The 18,430-nt window shown below is 29.8% G+C and carries 18 protein-coding genes; 7 read left to right on the top strand and 11 right to left on the bottom strand.

Translation table 11 applies throughout. The features are described 5' to 3' along the window. Positions 1-8 precede the first annotated feature (8 nt). The gene (locus AC6H33_RS11620; protein WP_497606047.1) at positions 9-677 is read right to left on the bottom strand and encodes a LexA family transcriptional regulator; all 669 of its coding nucleotides are present in this window, start codon (positions 675-677) and stop codon (positions 9-11) included. 107 nt (positions 678-784) lie between these two features. Between AC6H33_RS11620 and AC6H33_RS11615 the strand changes: the two genes are divergently transcribed. Further along, on the top strand, positions 785-2,083 hold the full coding sequence (locus tag AC6H33_RS11615; protein ID WP_497606046.1) for a DNA polymerase Y family protein: 1,299 nt from the start codon (positions 785-787) through the stop codon (positions 2,081-2,083). Here AC6H33_RS11615 and AC6H33_RS11610 read toward each other — a convergent pair. The 8 genes from AC6H33_RS11610 to AC6H33_RS11575 form a co-directional block, all read right to left on the bottom strand. Next, positions 2,078-2,731 carry a hypothetical protein gene (locus AC6H33_RS11610; protein WP_497606045.1) on the bottom strand — a complete coding sequence of 218 codons (654 nt, stop codon included), beginning with the start codon at positions 2,729-2,731 and terminating at the stop codon, positions 2,078-2,080. The genes AC6H33_RS11615 and AC6H33_RS11610 overlap by 6 nt on opposite strands. Beyond that, a complete protein-coding gene (locus tag AC6H33_RS11605; protein ID WP_497606044.1) occupies positions 2,732-3,925 on the bottom strand; it encodes a nucleotidyltransferase domain-containing protein in 1,194 nt (397 codons plus the stop codon). It lies immediately after the preceding gene. Next, positions 3,922-5,067 (bottom strand): SAVED domain-containing protein, encoded by a 1,146-nt coding sequence (locus AC6H33_RS11600; protein ID WP_497606043.1) that lies wholly within the window; start codon positions 5,065-5,067, stop codon positions 3,922-3,924. The genes AC6H33_RS11605 and AC6H33_RS11600 overlap by 4 nt, the downstream gene beginning before the upstream one ends. 377 nt (positions 5,068-5,444) lie before the next feature. Next, positions 5,445-6,116, bottom strand: a complete 672-nt coding sequence (locus AC6H33_RS11595) for an RloB family protein (protein WP_497606042.1) — start codon at positions 6,114-6,116, stop codon at positions 5,445-5,447. 3 nt (positions 6,117-6,119) lie between these two features. Continuing rightward, entirely contained in the window at positions 6,120-7,397 is a 1,278-nt protein-coding gene (locus AC6H33_RS11590) for an AAA family ATPase (RefSeq protein ID WP_497606041.1), read from the bottom strand. A 136-nt stretch (positions 7,398-7,533) separates the two neighbouring features. After that, positions 7,534-8,259, bottom strand: coding sequence for a hypothetical protein (locus AC6H33_RS11585; protein WP_497606040.1), 726 nt, complete (start codon positions 8,257-8,259; stop codon positions 7,534-7,536). A gap of 188 nt (positions 8,260-8,447) precedes the next feature. Continuing rightward, on the bottom strand, positions 8,448-9,176 hold the full coding sequence (locus AC6H33_RS11580; RefSeq protein ID WP_497606039.1) for a nucleotidyltransferase domain-containing protein: 729 nt from the start codon (positions 9,174-9,176) through the stop codon (positions 8,448-8,450). A gap of 115 nt (positions 9,177-9,291) precedes the next feature. Next, positions 9,292-9,480 (bottom strand): sigma factor-like helix-turn-helix DNA-binding protein, encoded by a 189-nt coding sequence (locus tag AC6H33_RS11575; protein ID WP_497606038.1) that lies wholly within the window; start codon positions 9,478-9,480, stop codon positions 9,292-9,294. A gap of 177 nt (positions 9,481-9,657) precedes the next feature. Here AC6H33_RS11575 and AC6H33_RS11570 point away from each other — a divergent pair, with 177 nt between their 5' ends. Continuing rightward, on the top strand, positions 9,658-9,849 hold the full coding sequence (locus tag AC6H33_RS11570; protein WP_497606037.1) for a hypothetical protein: 192 nt from the start codon (positions 9,658-9,660) through the stop codon (positions 9,847-9,849). Continuing rightward, a complete protein-coding gene (locus AC6H33_RS11565; protein ID WP_497606036.1) occupies positions 9,850-12,396 on the top strand; it encodes a TraC family protein in 2,547 nt (848 codons plus the stop codon). A gap of 199 nt (positions 12,397-12,595) precedes the next feature. Here the strand turns inward: AC6H33_RS11565 and AC6H33_RS11560 are convergent, their stop codons facing one another. Further along, positions 12,596-12,958 (bottom strand): helix-turn-helix domain-containing protein, encoded by a 363-nt coding sequence (locus AC6H33_RS11560; RefSeq protein WP_497606035.1) that lies wholly within the window; start codon positions 12,956-12,958, stop codon positions 12,596-12,598. Then, a complete protein-coding gene (locus AC6H33_RS11555; protein ID WP_497606034.1) occupies positions 12,958-14,208 on the bottom strand; it encodes a type II toxin-antitoxin system HipA family toxin in 1,251 nt (416 codons plus the stop codon). Before AC6H33_RS11555 ends, AC6H33_RS11560 begins: the two co-directional genes overlap by 1 nt. A 192-nt stretch (positions 14,209-14,400) precedes the next feature. Between AC6H33_RS11555 and AC6H33_RS11550 the strand changes: the two genes are divergently transcribed. The 4 genes from AC6H33_RS11550 to AC6H33_RS11535 all read left to right on the top strand — a co-directional run bounded on the left by AC6H33_RS11550 (position 14,401) and on the right by AC6H33_RS11535 (position 17,822). Then, positions 14,401-14,982, top strand: a complete 582-nt coding sequence (locus tag AC6H33_RS11550; RefSeq protein ID WP_260876252.1) for a ParA family protein — start codon at positions 14,401-14,403, stop codon at positions 14,980-14,982. A 57-nt stretch (positions 14,983-15,039) separates the two neighbouring features. Next, positions 15,040-15,483 (top strand): hypothetical protein, encoded by a 444-nt coding sequence (locus AC6H33_RS11545; protein ID WP_497606033.1) that lies wholly within the window; start codon positions 15,040-15,042, stop codon positions 15,481-15,483. A 124-nt stretch (positions 15,484-15,607) separates the two neighbouring features. Continuing rightward, the gene (locus tag AC6H33_RS11540; RefSeq protein WP_497606032.1) at positions 15,608-16,849 is read left to right on the top strand and encodes an AAA family ATPase; all 1,242 of its coding nucleotides are present in this window, start codon (positions 15,608-15,610) and stop codon (positions 16,847-16,849) included. A 31-nt stretch (positions 16,850-16,880) separates the two neighbouring features. Continuing rightward, a complete protein-coding gene (locus AC6H33_RS11535) occupies positions 16,881-17,822 on the top strand; it encodes a hypothetical protein (protein WP_497606031.1) in 942 nt (313 codons plus the stop codon). The last annotated feature ends 608 nt before the right edge of the window (positions 17,823-18,430 follow it).

The raw sequence follows: 18,430 nt of genomic DNA, 5'->3' as shown, positions 1-18,430 counted from the left end.
CTGTTCCTTTAAACTAGTGCTACTTTACCTATAACTTTTCCTAAAAGCCTTATTGTATCTAGTTCATCAGGAACAATAATCTCACTATTATAACTTTTGTTATCACTGATTAATTCTAATGATCCATCAACTTTCAAAGCAACTCTTTTTACAAATAATCCTACATTTGTTGAAACTATAAATATTCCTCCTTTACTTACATCCAAATTATCTTTATCAAATAAAATAACCTCTCTATCGATTAAAGTTGGTTCCATTGAGTCTCCCATAACATTTAATGCAGATATAGCATTAGGGTTAGCATTATTAGATTTATAGAGAGAATCAAGAAGCTTTTTATCAATACTAAGATATTCATAATCCTCATCATAATTAAAACTTCCACCACCAGCACTCGCATTAATTCTTGTAAAGTGTTTTATTCTTGTATATTTTTCAGTTTCTTCTTCTAATGATTTTGGCAGTTGTTCAAACAAAATCCAATTGATTGAAATTTTTCTTTTTGCACAAAATTTTGCTATTTGTTCATACGGAATACCATTTTTTTTCTTTAAATGGCTAAGTGATTCCTTTGACATACCAAGTGCAGAAGCCACATCTTTATCAAATATTTTTCTACTTGGGTGTTCTGAACTCAAAATATCTTTTAGCTTTTCTATAATCTCATTAATGTCCATGTTTCTCCTAAAAATCAAAATTAATTGAATATATTTCAACTAATTAAGCATAAACCTTTTAATTAGTTATATTTTATTCAATTAAAACTTTATTGGAGTTAAACTATATGAAAATACACTTAGATTTAGATTGCTATTTTGTATCGGCTGAGAGAACTAGATACCCTTTTTTGAAAGGAAAAAATGTTGTTGTTGCTAAAGGAAGTGATAAAAAAATCTTCTCTAAAGATAAAAAAGAAGGTGTTATTGTTGGAAGTAATGGAGCTTTTAATAGTGTCTTAGAATTTAAAAATTCATATGATATTAATAACATTTTACAAGCATGGAAAGATGAATTTATTGATGAAAATGGAGAGATACACGGTATTGTAATCGCTAAAAGTTATGAATGTAAACCTTATGGAATAAAAACAGGAACTCCTCTTAGAGATGCGATTCACATGTGTCCTAACCTCATAATCTTACCAAGCGATCATCTTTTTTATGTAGAGCTTTCTCAAAAACTAAAAGCATTTTTAGAGCTTAAAATTCCAGTCCTTGAAACCTATAGTATTGATGAGTTTTGGGGTGCACTTGATGGATGGATAAAAGATGAAGATACATTAGAATTCATAACAGAACTTCGTGATGAGATTATGCAAAAGTTTGATTTACCAATTACTATTGGAGCTAGCAAAAGTAAATGGATTGCGAAGCTTTTAACAGATTGTGTAAAACCATTTGGAGTGATCGCCCTGCCCCAAGAAAAAGTTTATGAATATACTAATAATATCGATGTAAATGATTTTCCAGGTATTGGAAGAGCCATTTCAAAAAAACTTGATTACTACAAAGTTAAAACTCTTGGAGAACTCAGAGACCGCCCTAACCTACTCTACTCATATGGTAAGTCTGGTAGAGACTTATATCATAGAATTTGTGGGACTGATAATGAAAAAGTGATCCCTTACAGTGATAGAAGAGGTATAGGAATTAGTAGAAACTTTAAAGCTATAATCGATAGAAATGAAGTGTATCGAAGAGTGATGATACTAGCAAGGTATCTAAGTTATACTATTGCAAAAATGGGACTTAATCCAACAACTTTTTACTTCAAAATTAGATATGAGTATGGGCTAAGAAACTCTCAATCTATTACCCAGAACAGACTATTTAATGAACGATTTTTGATAGATTTAGCAAAATCTATGATTAAAAAGTTAGATAATCATTTGGGGTATAAAATCCATTATATTGCTATTAGTGCTTCTAATTTTGCAGGTTCTCATAACCATAAAACCTTTTGTTTAATTGACTACGAAAAGGATTTAAAATTTGCCTCTTTAAATGAAAAATTACTCAAAGTTCGAGATAAATATGGGGTTGATATTGTTAAGTATGCAAATGAAAACACAACAATTTTATAAACTGTTGTGTTTGATTAAAAAAGATTTACGAGATGAATAATTTCTAAACTCATTTATTTTAAAATTTAACTTGAATTTACATTTACCTAATCTACTGAAACAACCACAAGGGCATAGTTGTTTATTTGCGATTCTTTTTTTCATTGAAAGCAATTTTATTACCTGCTTTATAGAATCTTTTCCTTTGATACCAAATATTTTTTCATATTCATCTATGATACCTTTTTCGCCATGTGCCAACTCACCAAAAACCAATTTTTCGCCATCTTGTATTTTTAATGAAACTCCATATAAATATGGAATCAAACAATATTCTACAAAACCTTCAAGAGTTTTATTTTTACTCAATAAATACAATAGTCTTAACGGCGAACCCAAGCATAAAGTATTATCTGGATTGATATGATATTCTTCCTTACGAGGAATTTTATTTCCTATCTCTTCAACCTCTGGAATTGTAAACGGAAAATTATTTGCAACTTTAATTCGTATTTTATAAAAATCTTCAACCTCTCTGTATCCATCAGTTTTAGCAGTAAAATATAATTTACCTTCAACTATTAAGCCATCATTTTTTGACGGCCTAATAGACATAGATCTATGCTTATCTAAAAAATCTTCCAGCTTAATTTTACTTATTAAACTCATCTAAGATTTTCTCCATGGACTAGCAGTATCTTCTTTTTTAATATGATAATTACTTGAAAAGGCTGAACTAGCAGCTAAGCCTAACATTGTTCCTATTTTCTCTACAGAACTTAATGATAAGTTCATTTTTTCAGATATTAAATCAGAATCAAATCCACCATTATCACTTCCAGTCATTGAAGCAAAATCTCTTCTTGCGGACTTTAACCAAAGGTAAAAATTCTCTTCCAATTTTAAATGAGCATATGATGCTTCATCCCATTTATCTGCAAAATCTTCTTCTGGGTGCGTTGGATTGGGGACTTTTTTACCATTTTTATTTATATGTTTATCCATATTATCAAGAATATTTTTTAAGGCATCCGCTAAATTTTTTTCCCCATTGTATGCTCGTCCTGCAAGAGTTGTGATAATTACTGAAATAGGTTTTGAGTCATCGTTATCCTTAAACATATTATCTCGATGTCTTTTTAACAGCTGTACAGCTCTTTGCAAAATTGTTTTTTGATTAAAGCTTGGCAGTTTATCAACTTGAGCCTTTTCCATTAACAATCGTGTAGCTTGATTTTTTTGCATCATTGCTTCAAACCATAACGCATATCCCTCTGGATTGCTTATCTTCCAATCACTATCAATTTTCGAATAGTTTTCTTTATCAGTATCAGTTATCGAAACAGACTTGATCGAAATTTTCCTAGACAAGTTTTCATCAGATACATAGTGTCCATAAATATCCTCATAAATCAAATTTGACATTGATTCATCAAGAGGGATACAAGGAACAACATCCATGTGGAAGCTAAGCGAGTCTTGATATTCAAGTCTCCAGCATCTTCTCTTCTCATCTTTTTTTGATTTGATTCCTCTAGCATTTCTGTAAAATTCAAGTTCTTTACCAACAAGCTCTTTTAAGTCTTTTTGAGTGTGTGTACTTTTTGAAATACCATCTCTGATATTACAAGCTAAATCCAAATCATACTCTTCATTATTGTTAAGAGGTCTTATAGCTGTTCCGAGCCTAAATGAACCTTGAGGGAATACATGTACATCGTTATCTTTAAATAGTGACTCATCTCTCCCGAACCATTCACCTAGGTCTTCATATCTTTCTTTTGCTTTTTTATAAGCAGTATCAGGCAGCTCTAATAGCTCTACAATGTTTTCTAAAATAAGTGTCTCTTGTTGTTTTGTCATTTGGCTTCTCCAATAGTTATAGCTTCAATAAATTTGTCAGCTTTGTTATTTTGATCATAAATGATCCACTGCATATCTGATTTTGGCATTCGTACTCTTCCTAATTCAATTGCACACGATATTGGCATTGCAGGAAATATTTTTAGCGGTTCTTTTGAATGTTTCTCATTTATTTGAACCATGAGTTTTCTAATCTCTTTACGAAATAATGAGAGTTGTGCTTTTGACCTCATAAAATCATTATGTAAAAAGCTCTTAGGAACTGTGATTTCCCATATATTTACATCTTGACCTGTAACTTCATAAATTCTATCTCTTGAGATTTTTCCACTTAATGAGAAAATAAGAACAGGCTTTTTTTCATACTCTTCATCATTTGTTACAATAAACTCAAAACCTTTAGGCTCTTCTTGCCATCGCCAAGTTTTTGGTTCTCTAATTGGTTGATATGTATCTACTGATATTTTATCTGTAAATAAACTACCCAGCTTTATCAATAAAGGCATTGGAGCCATAGCAAATATTGAAAAATCTCCAGGATCTTTTTCTTCAATATTGGGTTCAATATATTTCGTAAATATTGCTTCTAAATGTTTTAATTCAATATTCCAAAAATCTTTATCATTATCTTTCAATTCAGATTGCATAGATAAGATTATAGGATTTTCATTTGCAGGGTATTTATCTGGAAACATCACAGCAATTGCTTCATTTTTTTGTATTAGTGATTTTTGGTCACTTATATTAGCACCATAAAACACTACATGCGATTGTTTACTTGTTTCAATACCTGTCACAACATTAATTCTTTGTTCGTGTTGTTGCTTCCATGCTTGAAGCATTTTTACAGGATATTTAGATTCATTTCTATCAATTTTCACATGACATTCATGACACATTAGCATTAAATTATCTGTTTCATTTAACGCATCTTTATTAAAAACAAATGGACCCCATCCTCTAGGACCTTCTTCTGCAAAAGAGTATATATGAGCCTTTTGTGCGATATTTACTCTTTCTTGCGTAATTGAAGATTTGAATAAAATTTTATTACAACCTTCAAACTGGCATCTACCAGCACTTCTTGCCCAAAGTTCTCTTTCAACTTCTTTTTTTATATATCTTGTAACTTCATTAGCCAATATATTATCCTTTCTAGCTAAATAGTGTTACCAAGAGTAATGAGCTTAAAAAAGTATATTGACTATACAATCGTTTTATATTTATATAATATGCAATCAACTATAATCTGTCTGATCAAAAACATTATAGATTAATTGTTTTAAACTTATTAGCTTGATAACACTTAATTTATACGCATAGCGTAACCAAATAACCTGATTGCCGTCAGGTTATACGCTTATAACCATATATCATCTGTGTATCTATTTTAAATCTTATCTTTATTTCCTATCAACTCCTTGTATTTAATTTCAATTGAGAATATTATCCCAGTGTAAAATTAAGTAATTTTACAAACTTTTTGAAAAGTGGTTCAATAATATTACAGATTGCAATATTATTTTTCATCTTTTAAACCTTTGAGATAATCAACTAACCCATCCATCTGTGTTGTCGGATTATCAGTACCGTTTCTTTTAGCGGTTTCATTTGCTTTGTTTGCATTTGCTACTGCTCTTTCAAGCCCAGACTTTATGATAGGTAACATAATCGCCCTATCGCCTTTTTCATAATCTTCAATGAATACTTTCAAATTATTCTTGATTAGATCCATACAAGGGCTATCTCCGCTTGTTCCAAACAATTTTGTCGTATAGTCAAAATGCAACAATATCCAAAACTCAAAACATGGATTTGACACTATGGCATGAAGCTTTGTATCTTTATTTCTATATCCATTTATTTGAGCAATTGCTGCATCAAAATCAGCATGTCTATCCCTGTCTATCACACAAAATACATGATCATAAGGATCTTTAGGAGTTTCTTTTATCAACTCTTTTGTATACTTCACTACACTTGTAGGACTTGAGTCACTATTTGGATCTATTTTAATATTTGCTTGAGATAGCTTTAAATGATCTCTCAATGCTATTAAGTAGTGAGGTTCTGTTTTTTCTCCCTCACAAACTATAAGCACTTTGTCATAAGGCTCTCTACTCTCTTTAGCCCTTTGAAGCTGTGTTACTTTTTTGGCTTTACGCTTAGAAAAAAGATCATCTGTACCCATGAGTTATTTTCCCATAGCCATACTTATATCTTGAAAAAATGGTAATGCTCCATATCTTCCAGACAAGTATCCTTTTTCAAGGTCTTCAACCCCTTTTCTAGGGCTAAAATCAGTTAGTGGATACAATTTAGTAGCTCTATTTTGTTTTTCACAAAACCAAATTTGATCTCTTCTAAAAGTATCTTGATTTAACACTGATGTCTCATGTGTTGTAAAAATTAACTGTGCATCAGATTTATTCATATCTTTGTTATGGAACATCTCAATCAAAAACTTCACCATTAATGGATGAAAGTTATCATGAAGCTCATCGATAAGAAGGACATTCCCATTTTCCAAAGAATCAATCCATGGTCCGATAAAAGAAAAAAGTTTTCTAGTTCCATCCGACTCATCATCAAAATCAAGAGCAACTTTTTTCCCATAATTGTCTAAATGGTAAAATTTAGCTTCTTTAATAACTTCTTTACCCTTCATTTCTTTGATAATATCTTCTCTGATCTCTGCAGGCATATCTTCTGGAAGCTTTGATGGATCAAAGTCCTCTTTTTCCACTTCAATATCTTCAATATCCATATCTGCTGTTTTTAAAAATTTTAAAATTTCTTTTTTATAACTATCATCTGCACACATTCTCATAGTGAACAGTGGGTTCCAACCAGAAACTCCAGTAATTTTAAGTTTGTCTGCAAACCAATCAAATACAGGTTTTAGTTGCTCACTGTTTAAACTAACCGCAGTAGAAAGGAATAATGCATTACTTCTTGTTGAGTCTTTCCATACTTGCTTTTGACCTGTTAACTTATCTCCAAATTGCCATTTATACTCTTTTGTTTCTTCATCGTAAGCTCTAGCAAACCAGTTTTGGGGTCTTGTTTTAGGATATACAATAAGCCACTCTTCTGTAATTCTGACACTTGTAGTAGCAAATCCATATTGATACCTAATACCCTCATAAATAAAATTAATTTCAAACTCTGTTGGCTCATTAACTTCATTGTCAAATAAAAATGGTTTTACAGGAATTCTATCCCCTCTTTGGTACTTTGAAGCACTCTCTAGTACAATATCTTGCATCGCATCAAGTGCTTTTAAAATATTTGATTTACCAGCAGCATTTGCTCCATAGATAGCTGCTGTTTTTACCAAAGACAGATTTTTTGAAGTTGTAGGCAAAAAAGTATGTGTATCAATAAACTCTTTTTGTGAAGAAGCTACCATGCTTAAAAGCTGTTCTTCTTTGATTGAGCGGAAGTTTTTTACCTTAAAATCAACTAACATAAGTATCCTTTCTTGTTTTAATGCTTAATTTTAGCAAATTTATGCAAAAAAGTTAATTAGAATGGATTAGAATAATGATTATATATCTATATTATTTATTCTTTCAGAAAATTTTCTTTAATTTTATGTAATATATTCAAGTAATCTTAGTTTGTATACTTTGAATAATCTCCAAAGCTTCTTCCAAACTACCAACTTTACCTTTTCCTGTTGGTCTATCCCAAGCACCACCATCTAAAATATAAACATCATACCTTATTCCTGTTGTCCATGCGTCATACCAACTTTTCTTCTGCTCTGCAACTCTAACGTTAAACTCATCTTCTGTTTCAACTTTGTATGTAGTTTTTTCTTCTCCATAACGAGCTACTAGATCATCATAATAAGGTTTCATCCTTGAAAAATACTCTTGATAACTTTCTTCTTCATAACCTTGAGTTACAATAAATGGTCTTTCCCACCACTCATCAAGCTCAACTTTTTCTCTATCTTCATGAGCTGTATTCCAAAAATCATCTGGCAAAATTGGATCTATAGCAATTCCATCTACAATATTTTTTTGATTTTTTAAATAATGCTTTTTCTTGAAATTAACTGTTGGATTATTGTTTGAAAAAATTTGCTCTTTTATCATCTGTTCAAATTGTGAAGCAGTTAAAATTTGCGGCTGCATATCATTGTTTTGAACATCATCACTTTTTAAAACTGATTTTATAGCTCTGTAGTCTTTATAGCCATACTTTTTTGCCAAAGCATTTTGAGCATGTCCTAATTTTTCAAAATTTTCTGATTTTTTAAGCTCTTTAGCTTGTAATTTAAATTCTTCTAATGAGGGTAATTGTTTTGTGGGTGTAGTATTCATATAAATCTCCTATTGATATATTTGACTTTTTAAAGGACTACTTGTTCTCATTAGCAGTAAAAGTCAATATAACCAAAAGGTGACTTTACTTGAATTTATACCAGTTTTGCCAAACCATCAAAGGCGAGAACGGGTGGATTGCTGACTTCCATCAAAATTATACAAAAACTTATATAATACCCCACTTTCTAATTTGTAATTATTTTATTTTTTGCAATTGTAAAATGTGTATTAAATGATTCAAATTCGATATCAAAATACTCACCACTTTTGATTTGATCTCTATAATATTGCAACATATTTAATGTATGCAGTATTTCATGGTCAAAATCTTTTTTCAAAAGCTCAGTATAGATATAGATAAGTGTAAATTCGTTTAGCGAGTGCTGTTTATCAACCAGTGTAAGTTCAGCTTTACCATTCCAATATACAATTAAATATAAAAACTCCCATGCCAATGAACTATCATCAATATTTTTATCCACACTTACTAAATATTCAAGAGTTCGTATTTTTTCAAACATCATTGCTCGCCAATATTTTTCATACTCTATTTGTTTTTGTTCTTGAGCTGTTTCTTGCAAGATTTCAGTAGATAAATCATTACCAAATAAAAGTTTCCCATAACCTATATACTCTCTAAAAAGTACTAATTTATCTTCATTTATATTTTGGATGTATCCAAATATTGGCTCACAATAGATATTAATTTTTTCAAATTCATTTCTAATTTGTTCTTTGATATTAGTGATTTGTTTATACTCATATTGCTCTTTATCTACAATAATCAATATATCTACATCGCTATTTTCATTTTGCTTACCCTTTGCATATGAACCAAATAGATAACAAGATAAAGATTTATTTGTTGATAGAACTTGATATATGATAAATTTAATTTGTTTTATTGTTGTCACAATCTACCTAGCTAGTATTTTTTATATTTTATCAAAACAATCATTATTAACATATATTTATATAGATATACACTAATTAAATATACTTTAGTTTATTTAATAGTATTATTTATATTTATTTAGTGTATTTATTTGTATTTAGAAATATATCTGTGTAGTCTTTTAGCTTATTTGTTTTATTTACAATCTCTTTTATTTTTTTCATCGCCCTTCTTTCAATCGCAATAACTTGGTTTCTGGTCAAATTAAGTCTCTCTGCTATTTCAGTATAGGAACAAGCATAGTTATCTTTCTTGTAGTCCATTATAATCCTTACAAAATTTAATACATTATTGCTATTATAAATCATTTTAAAAAGTTTGTGATTTATTTTGTAAGTATTTTTAATTAAATACTAAATAGCATATTTGTATTTGTAAGTTTTATTAATCACAAAACATAACCTATCTGCTAAAATTTGGAAAAAACTTTTAGGATAATCGTGAAAGGGAAAACAAATAATTCAAATAAATTACAAGTGCTTATTAGCAACGATTCAATGTCAATCATCAATAAACTAAGCCATAAAAAAATGAAATCAGCATTTATCGATCATGCTATCAAGTGTGCGTTTCAAAATTCAAAGCCAAATGAAAAAGAAATTTTTTTTGGTTCATCAATAGGAGATAGATAGATGTTTTCAACTGTACAAGACTGGAGTAATATAACAGACAGAGAAAGTATCTCCAAATACTTGCCATTTAGAGATTTTGAGACAAATACAGGTATTTTTGCAACCAATGATGATGGGTTTGGAATATTAGTAGAGTGTTCGCCGCTTATGGGGGTAGATAAAAATGTTGAAAGTGCTATTTCATCTGCACTATCCATATTACCTGATAATACAGCTATTCAAATAATGCTACTTGCAAGTCCCAATGTAACTGGCATTGTAGATAATTGGCATGTACAAAAACAAAGAGCATTTAATGATCCTTTGTGTCATGATATAGCATATAGCTATAAACAATTTTTAGAGAGCAAAATAAAATCTCAAATTAGTAATAATTTTAGAGCACCGATAAGAAACTTTAGACTCTTAATAAGTATAAAAGTTGGTGGTAAAGATAATAAACCTACCCTACTCTCAAAACTTATCTCTTTTGATTTTAAAGCTCTGTTTACAAAAGATAAAGAGGGAACTGAAAAGTTTGATAAATCAGAACTTTTTAAAAAGTATAGTGAACTAATTCAAGCAAAAGACCAATTCATTGGTTCACTCCAACAAGCATATTTAAACCCACGACTTGTTGATGCTGATAAAGCAATCGCTTTTTACTATGAGATTTTAAATATGAATCATGATTTAAGAGATATTCCCAAATGGGATGGAAGCGATATAAATAACTTCATATTTGCCAATGACAATAAGATAGTACAAAAAGAAAATGAGCTTATAGTTGATGAACTTCATGTCAAAACACTAAGTGTAAGAGAGTATCCTGAAGAGTTAGGGATATTTGATGTTATTAGGTATGCCGGTGATGCTATAAATAACCAAAACCATGCATCACCATTTTTGATTACACTTAATGTCGTAAAACTAGGCGAAAAAGCTAAATCTGAAATTACTAGAAGAGCTGCACTAACTAGTTCTCAACAGATGCCTTACAACCTATTTCCTAAACTAAAATACATCCATAGGGATTTAAACTTTGCAATGGATGCAATGCAAAAAGGTGCAGCACCCTACTATATCTCATTTCAAATTGCAATTTTTGGAAATACTACAGAAGAACTTAACAACTTAGCAGGACAATTCAAATCATATTTTAAAACCCTCACATTTGCTATGGAAGAGGATAAATATGTTTTGTTCCCTGCCCTACTTACAATGCTTCCATTTGGATTTGATATGGAGATACAAAAGTTTCTATCAGAAAAAAGAGGAAGAGTTGTATTTAGTGAAAATGCTATAAGTATGATGCCTGTATCTGCTGAATGGCTTGGTACAAATCCACAAGTACCTATGATTTCACCAAAAGGACAACTTTTTGGTATTGATTTATTTGCTAATAAAGCAGGTGGATTTAATGCATTCGTAATTGGTATGACAGGTTCAGGAAAGTCTGTATGGATGCAATGGATTGCACTTAATTACTATCTATCAGGCAATAAAATATGGATCATTGACATTGGTGGCTCTTACGAAAAAGTTTGTGAGGTTTTTAATGGACAATACCTGGACTTCAATGAAAATTCAAAAGTTATTCTCAACCCTTTTACTTCAATGATAAACAAGGAAATGCTAGATGAATATATAGAGTTTATTTCAAGTTTATATCTTATGATGGGACTACCAAAAGAGAGGCAACTATCAGAACAACTTGAAAAGCTTATGAAAACCTACCTTTTAGAAGCTATCTATGCAAGTTATGATGAATATGGTCCAAATAGTGATGTCGATACGATAGTTGAAAAACTAAAAATTGTTGCTCAAGGTCACGACAATGACGACAGACTTATTGACTTTATCAAGCACTTATCGATTTATCAATCAAACAATATGTATGGAAAATTTTTCAATGGCAAAAGTAATATCAATTTTGGAAATGACTTTGTGGTTCTTGAGTGTGGTTCACTTGAGAACTCCCCTGACCTGCTGAACCCTATTTTGATGGTTCTTACTTACCAAATATCTAAAGAGATCTATTTAGAAGAAAAGAATAAATCAAATCATAATAGAAAAAATATCGTAATCATGGATGAAGCACATAAATTTCTTGGTAAATCTGCACATGTTGAAATATTCGTAGAGCAAGCATATAGAAGATTTAGAAAACATGGTGCTTCAATGCTGTTAGGTACTCAAGGTTTTGAAGATTTATATGGTGGAGATAGTGTTAGTAAAGTTGGACGAGTAATTATTGAAAACTCTTTTTGGAATTTCTTTTTAATGCAGCGAAGTACCTCAAGAGAAAAAATCAAAAAATCTGGTTTTTTTAATCTGTCACCATATGCATATGCTCTAATGGATAATACTGCACCTGCTGATGGAGAGTATGGGGAGATATTTATTATGACAGATAAAGTTCAAACCAAAGGAAGAGTTGTTCTTGATAAATTTTTACAAACCCTACTCTTTACTGATGCAGATCTAAGAAGCAAAATGAATAGTCTTGTATCTAAAGGTATGAGCCATTTAGATGCGGTAAAACATATACTTGAAGATAAGCATTAATACACTTATATATTAAATTAGTGTATATTATATTAATTATATGTTTTTATATATAATACTAATTAAGATGATTTAGATATTTTCTAGTTAATAAAACTCATAAATACACTAAATAAATGTATGTTAAAATATTAAAATATCCAATATATTTGTAATTAAGCTCATAAAAGCCAAATAATTACAAATATATAATATTTAGCTATTTAATTCTTTGCTTCTCAATCTTCTCAATCTTCTCTTTTGTAGTTGGAAGTAAAAGTTTTTCAAGCTCTTCAAGCCTTCCAAATGTTCTCATTACTTTAATAAAATTAATCATTGAAATACTCCCTTTTTGTTCATAGTTAGAGTATGTTGTTGGGGAACTAAGCTGGGCTTCTTTTGCAAAATCACTCTGCTTTTTATTTTGAGAAAGTCTTAACTCTTTTGCTCTAAGAGCTAAAACCATTGCTATTTCTTCATCTGTAAGAGTTCCAAAAGCACTATTTGGATTAAGTTTGTTTTTGAGTTTTTTCTTCGCTTTTGCTGACGAATCTTGCAGTTTTTTTAATAAATCATTACTCATTATAGTGCCCCTTGAAGTGTTCTTTTACTGACATGTTCTATGATTTGTTTTTGCTTAGTTGGCTTTACTTCATAACTTTTGAGTAGTTGTGGTAAATCTTTATCTCTAAGGTTTTTCATTTTTTCTAAAGAGGTTGCAACAAACTCTAAATCAATCGAAAATTCAGTCGCTAGTGTGGTGATGTCATCAATATCTATTTTTGAGAGAGCTTTACCATATAATGATAGTTGATGTTCAACTGTCTGTTTTTCCCCTTTTGCAAATGTTAAATCATATGCAGGTGTAGCTTTGTATTTAAAATCACTATCGCAAAAAAATGCGAAGTTTCTACTATGATCATCTTGATTGACAAACATATAGTTAAATAGCATTTGTAAGAAAAGTTGTTTCAGACTCCCTAAAGCTCCTAGTTTTACTGCGGTTCTAAGCAAATCTTCATACCCTATGTTTCTTGGAATATTGTAATCTAAGTGAAGTAATCCTGCAAGTGAGTGAACATGATATCTTTTCCCGCTTGGCTCTATATCAAAGCGTTTCGTTACGAAATGGTGTTTGTCATCAGTTTGAACCAAATAGCAATCTGCCATATCAATACCACATCCAATTGCAAGAATATGATAAATGTACTCGACTTTAGAATATGTTGACTTGTTTTCATCATCGTTTGCTGTATCATCATATTTGATAATTGCGTGGATAAATCCATCTTTTAATGGTTTTGTGCGATCACCTAAAAATACCTCTTTTGTGTCAAGATTTATGGCTCCTACTGCTTTACTTCTTGCACCTCCTACAAATGAGTGAGCACTTATTAAAAATGCATCTTGTAGTGAGTGATAATCTCCCCCTTTTTTTAATTCCTTAGCTTTTTCAAACATAGATTTTAACTCTATCGTTTCAATAAATCCATTTTCTTTTTCCATTGATGGTTCAAAGTAAATCGCTCCAAGTCCTCTATGCCCAATAAAAAGAAGTTTATCACTTACAGTCGGGTATTTATTGGAGTTTTGTAAAAAGAAGTTATTTAATATTTCATTACCAAAATTACCAGGTAATGAATCGCTAATGAATCCTGCAACTCTCTCAAGATGTGTTAGATGTGTAGTATCTATCTCCTTTTGATTAGAACTTAACATTAAAGGACTTACTTTATTACACAAGTCGTCAACTTGTTTTAGATATACTCTATCTTCTTCTTGATACATATCTGCTATATGATTTCCAAATATATATATTGAAATTTTTTGCATGTTTAATCCTAATCCATAAATATTTGTAATTATATCGTATTTTAATATATAACTACAAATATTTATGTTTATATTGTATTTGAATACATTTATTTAGTGTATATTATTATATAATACCCTTTGTATTTAATTAGAAATATAGTTTTTTAGTGTATAATTACATACAAATAATGAGACTAAAAGAGGTAGTGCATGAATATTACTATTTGCAATTTTAAGGGTGGTGTTGGGAAAAGCTTGATTGCACATCAACTTATTACAAGCTATGAGTTCAATGGTGTTGAAATAGACCCATATGGAAATCTATCAGATAGACTACCTGAAAAGGTTTCTAAAATAGATTTATCTGAAAAAAACTTAGGTCAATTTGAAAATACTATTTTTGACTTTGGTGGATTTAATGATGTGAAGATAGAACAAGCTATTAAACAAAGTAATCTTGTAATTATTCCATTTAATGCAACTGTTGAAACTCTGCAAAGTACAATTGATACTATCAATGTAGTTAAAGAATTCGATAGACCTATTTTGTTTGTAGCAAATATGATACAAAAACCTGAAGATATAGAAGAGGTTAGTGTAATCATTCAAGATGTTCTTGGTTTTGAATGTGAAATATTCATGATACCTGTAAGTGCTGCATATCAAACTGCTATCAATCAAAATGTAAGTGTGCTAGAACTTGCAAATGCAGGTGGACTAAAATCATTTGCTTATAAAAAAGCTGCTGCAAATATCATAGACTTAAAACAAAGTATTGATAATTACAAATAATTAGTTTTTATTAGTGTATATATAATTATAATTGAATATTTTTAAGGACAGAACATAATGGAAAAGAAAAAATTCGGAATGCTTAATACTAGTAAAAAAGAAGTAGTAACACATGCCGAACTTCAAAAAACTGAAGTAATAAAAAGAGGTGGCAGACCTAAAAAAAATGATAAAGATAAATTAAGTTCAGTTGTAAGTTTAAATGCCAATCAATATGAAAAAGATATTTTAGAGTCAGAGGCAACTTCAATAGGTTTAAATGTTGTATCATTAATTAGAATGTCACTTAGTAATGCACTTAAACAAGATTTTACTCCAACTTCTATAAGCTCTAATAATGGACAAAATGAAAACAATACTGGAAAAGTTGTAAAACAGTACGCAGTACCAGTAACTGATGTAATCAAAGAGCAACTTGAGAGTAGGGCAGGCGAATATATGATTAGTGTTAGTGATCTTTTAAAAATGTCATTAAAAATTAGCGGATACTATAATATTTAAATATATATTTATTTAGTGTATATTTACTTAAAAAGAGATATTAATGAGTAAGAACTTGATAAAAATATGGTTATTTCCATTTTGGAAACAACCACTGAAGATGGTACGATAAAAGGTATAAAAAATGTTTGATAAGTTAGATACAAATATTATTGATGGTATGGAAAGAGGATTACTTTCTACTGTATTTTTTGATAATGAAACAATAAAAGAGATTAAAGAAAATATATTTTCAAATCCTCAATATAAAAAAATATTTGAGATAATGAATGAACTATATATCAACAAGTTTCCTATAAATGAAGAAACAGTTATCGCAAAACTAGATAGCTCATTTGAACAAGCTCTTTTAAATATAATTAGTGCCAATCCAATTAGTCATATTGATTCTATTTACAATAGTTTACTTGAAAACAATTATAAAATTTACCTACAAAATCAACTTAAAAAAATAGCCGCTGATGAATCAAGTAGTATTGATAAAGTTAATGAGCTTGAAGCACTTATTCAAAGAAGTAGAGATTTTAAAAGACAAGAGATATTTAATTTTATCGATTTTTCAAAAGCTGAAGAAAAAAATCCAAATTTCTTTTTAGAAGATATCTTACCTATTCAAGAACATGAAATTAATATTATCAGTGCTCCTGGGGGGAGTGGTAAAAGTTATATATCACTTTATATAGCATTGCAGTTTATATACAAATATACACTTAAAAAGTGTTTTTTATGGTTAAGTGAAGATGAAATAGGAGTTTCAAAGAAGAGGGCTTCTAGTTTATGTAAAATACATAATGAGTTAAACATAAACAATAGAATAACTGTAATTGGGAAAGAAACTCAAGTATTTCATTTCGTAGATAAAAACTTAAATATCAATGCTAAATTTGAATTAATGAAACAACAACTCAAAGACTTTTCTTTAATCGTACTTGATCCATTAATAGCATTTTATGGAGCAGATGAAAATTCAAATGCAGATGCAAGATATTTTATGTCTTTACTTAACAAATGGTGTGTTGATGAAAATAAAACTATCATTTTAATACATCATCATTCAAAAGCAAGTGGGACTAATAAATCTAGTGCTAGAGGTGCAAGTGCATTTATTGATGCATGTAGAATGCATTATGTAATTGAAAAAGTTGAAAATGATACAAGAAGCAGAAAAGTAGTTATTGATAAAACCAACCACTTCTCTAATGAAAAACATGACTATATAATTAAACTATTTGATACAAAAGTTGAAGTTAAAACATTCGAACCACAAAGCAAACGGGAGAGCAGTTTCCTTGAAAAAGAAACTCCTAAAAAATATTCAATGCCTACACTTGGTAATCTGGATGATACAGAGGTAGATGAATTATGATTAGAATTACAACTCTAAAGAGGATGAAATAATGGCTGAAGAAAATAACGAAAAGAAAAAACCATCAAGCCCAAGAAAAAGAACTCCTAAAAAAAATATGAGTATGCTCCCTGATGAAGGACAAATGATACAGTATAGTCTTTTTGATACAAAACAAAAGATTAATGAATCAACTTCAACTTTAATGGACCTAAGAGTAAGTCCATTTATGCCTGTAGATAAAATTTCTCATAATAGTGCACTGGCTAGAGAATTTGTTGCAAACAAAAATATTCTAAAAAGAGAAACTGCTTTTGGTACTGTAGAGATAAGAAATAGGTTACTAACTCAATACCATAAAATGATACTCGACTGCATTATGGTTCATAATGTAAGATCAGTAGTTTACAAAGGTACTATAGCTATCTATTTTAGTATTTATGAAATAGCTCAACAATTAGGATTAGAGTGGAACGGTAAGACTCAAAAAAATATTCAAGAAGCCATAGAATATATCAAAGATGTTGTTATAGTAAGAACAGATGCCGATAATCCATCTATCACTTCAAGCTACAACATCATACAAGAAATGAAATACAGCTCAAAAGAACAAGCATATGTAATTGTATTATCATCTCAATATGCAGAGTACTTCAATAAAACAATATCAATCAACTATAATAAAAGGTTTGATGAACTAATTGGTATAAGAGGGAAGGGCAGTGCTTTTATTAGATCAATCATAGAGTTCTTTATTACTCACGATGCAAGTGCGGATAATATCCAAAGAATGAAACTGATGCAGCTCCTTGAGACAATAAATTATCCATGTCAAACTCCAAGACAAGTAACTTCTGCAAAACAGTATCTAAAAGAATATGAAAAAGAATTAGCAAAATTCAATATCAAGTACTATTCAGGTTCACAACTGTTTGAATATACAGGAACTACAGATATTAGATTTATTCCTCCATTAGAGGGTTTGCTAGACTAACATTTATTTATTAACTAGTTTAAACTCTCTTTAGATCATTCACCCAAAGTACATACTATCTACTATAAAAACCTATGGTTTTTGTATATAAATAGTACTCTTACTAATATTTTACACCCAAAGTACACTACAACCCATGCAAACCCTTATAGTTGAGAGCTAAATAAGGGTTTTATAGTTATACAAAATCCAAAAATTATCATTATTTTTAAAAAATAGACTACAATCAGAGTAATAAAAAATCAAATTTAACATATAAAGTATCTTCATACTAAGTAATTTACACCCAAAGTACATGCATTCTAAAGAGTGCAGCTGAAATATGTATGTTCTACACCCAAAGTACATCAAAAACTACCTTGTATGTTACTAATGCAAAAACATTGCTAAAACCTTTCAAACTATCGATAAATAGGCATAGTAGAAGTTATTACTAGCTAAATTTTACACCCATATCTCATCAAGATACACCCAAAGTACACTATTTACACCCAAAGTACATCAACACTCAATGGCATACACCCAAAGTACAAGTTCCTAAAAATAGGAAATACACCCAAAGTACACTATACGAATATGCTAAATTTTTATTTAAAATTGTAAGCAAA

This window comes from Sulfurimonas limnophila, assembly GCF_059705345.1.
The sequence above is the reverse complement of the archived record's forward strand: the minus strand, read 5'-3'. Positions and strand labels throughout refer to the sequence as shown.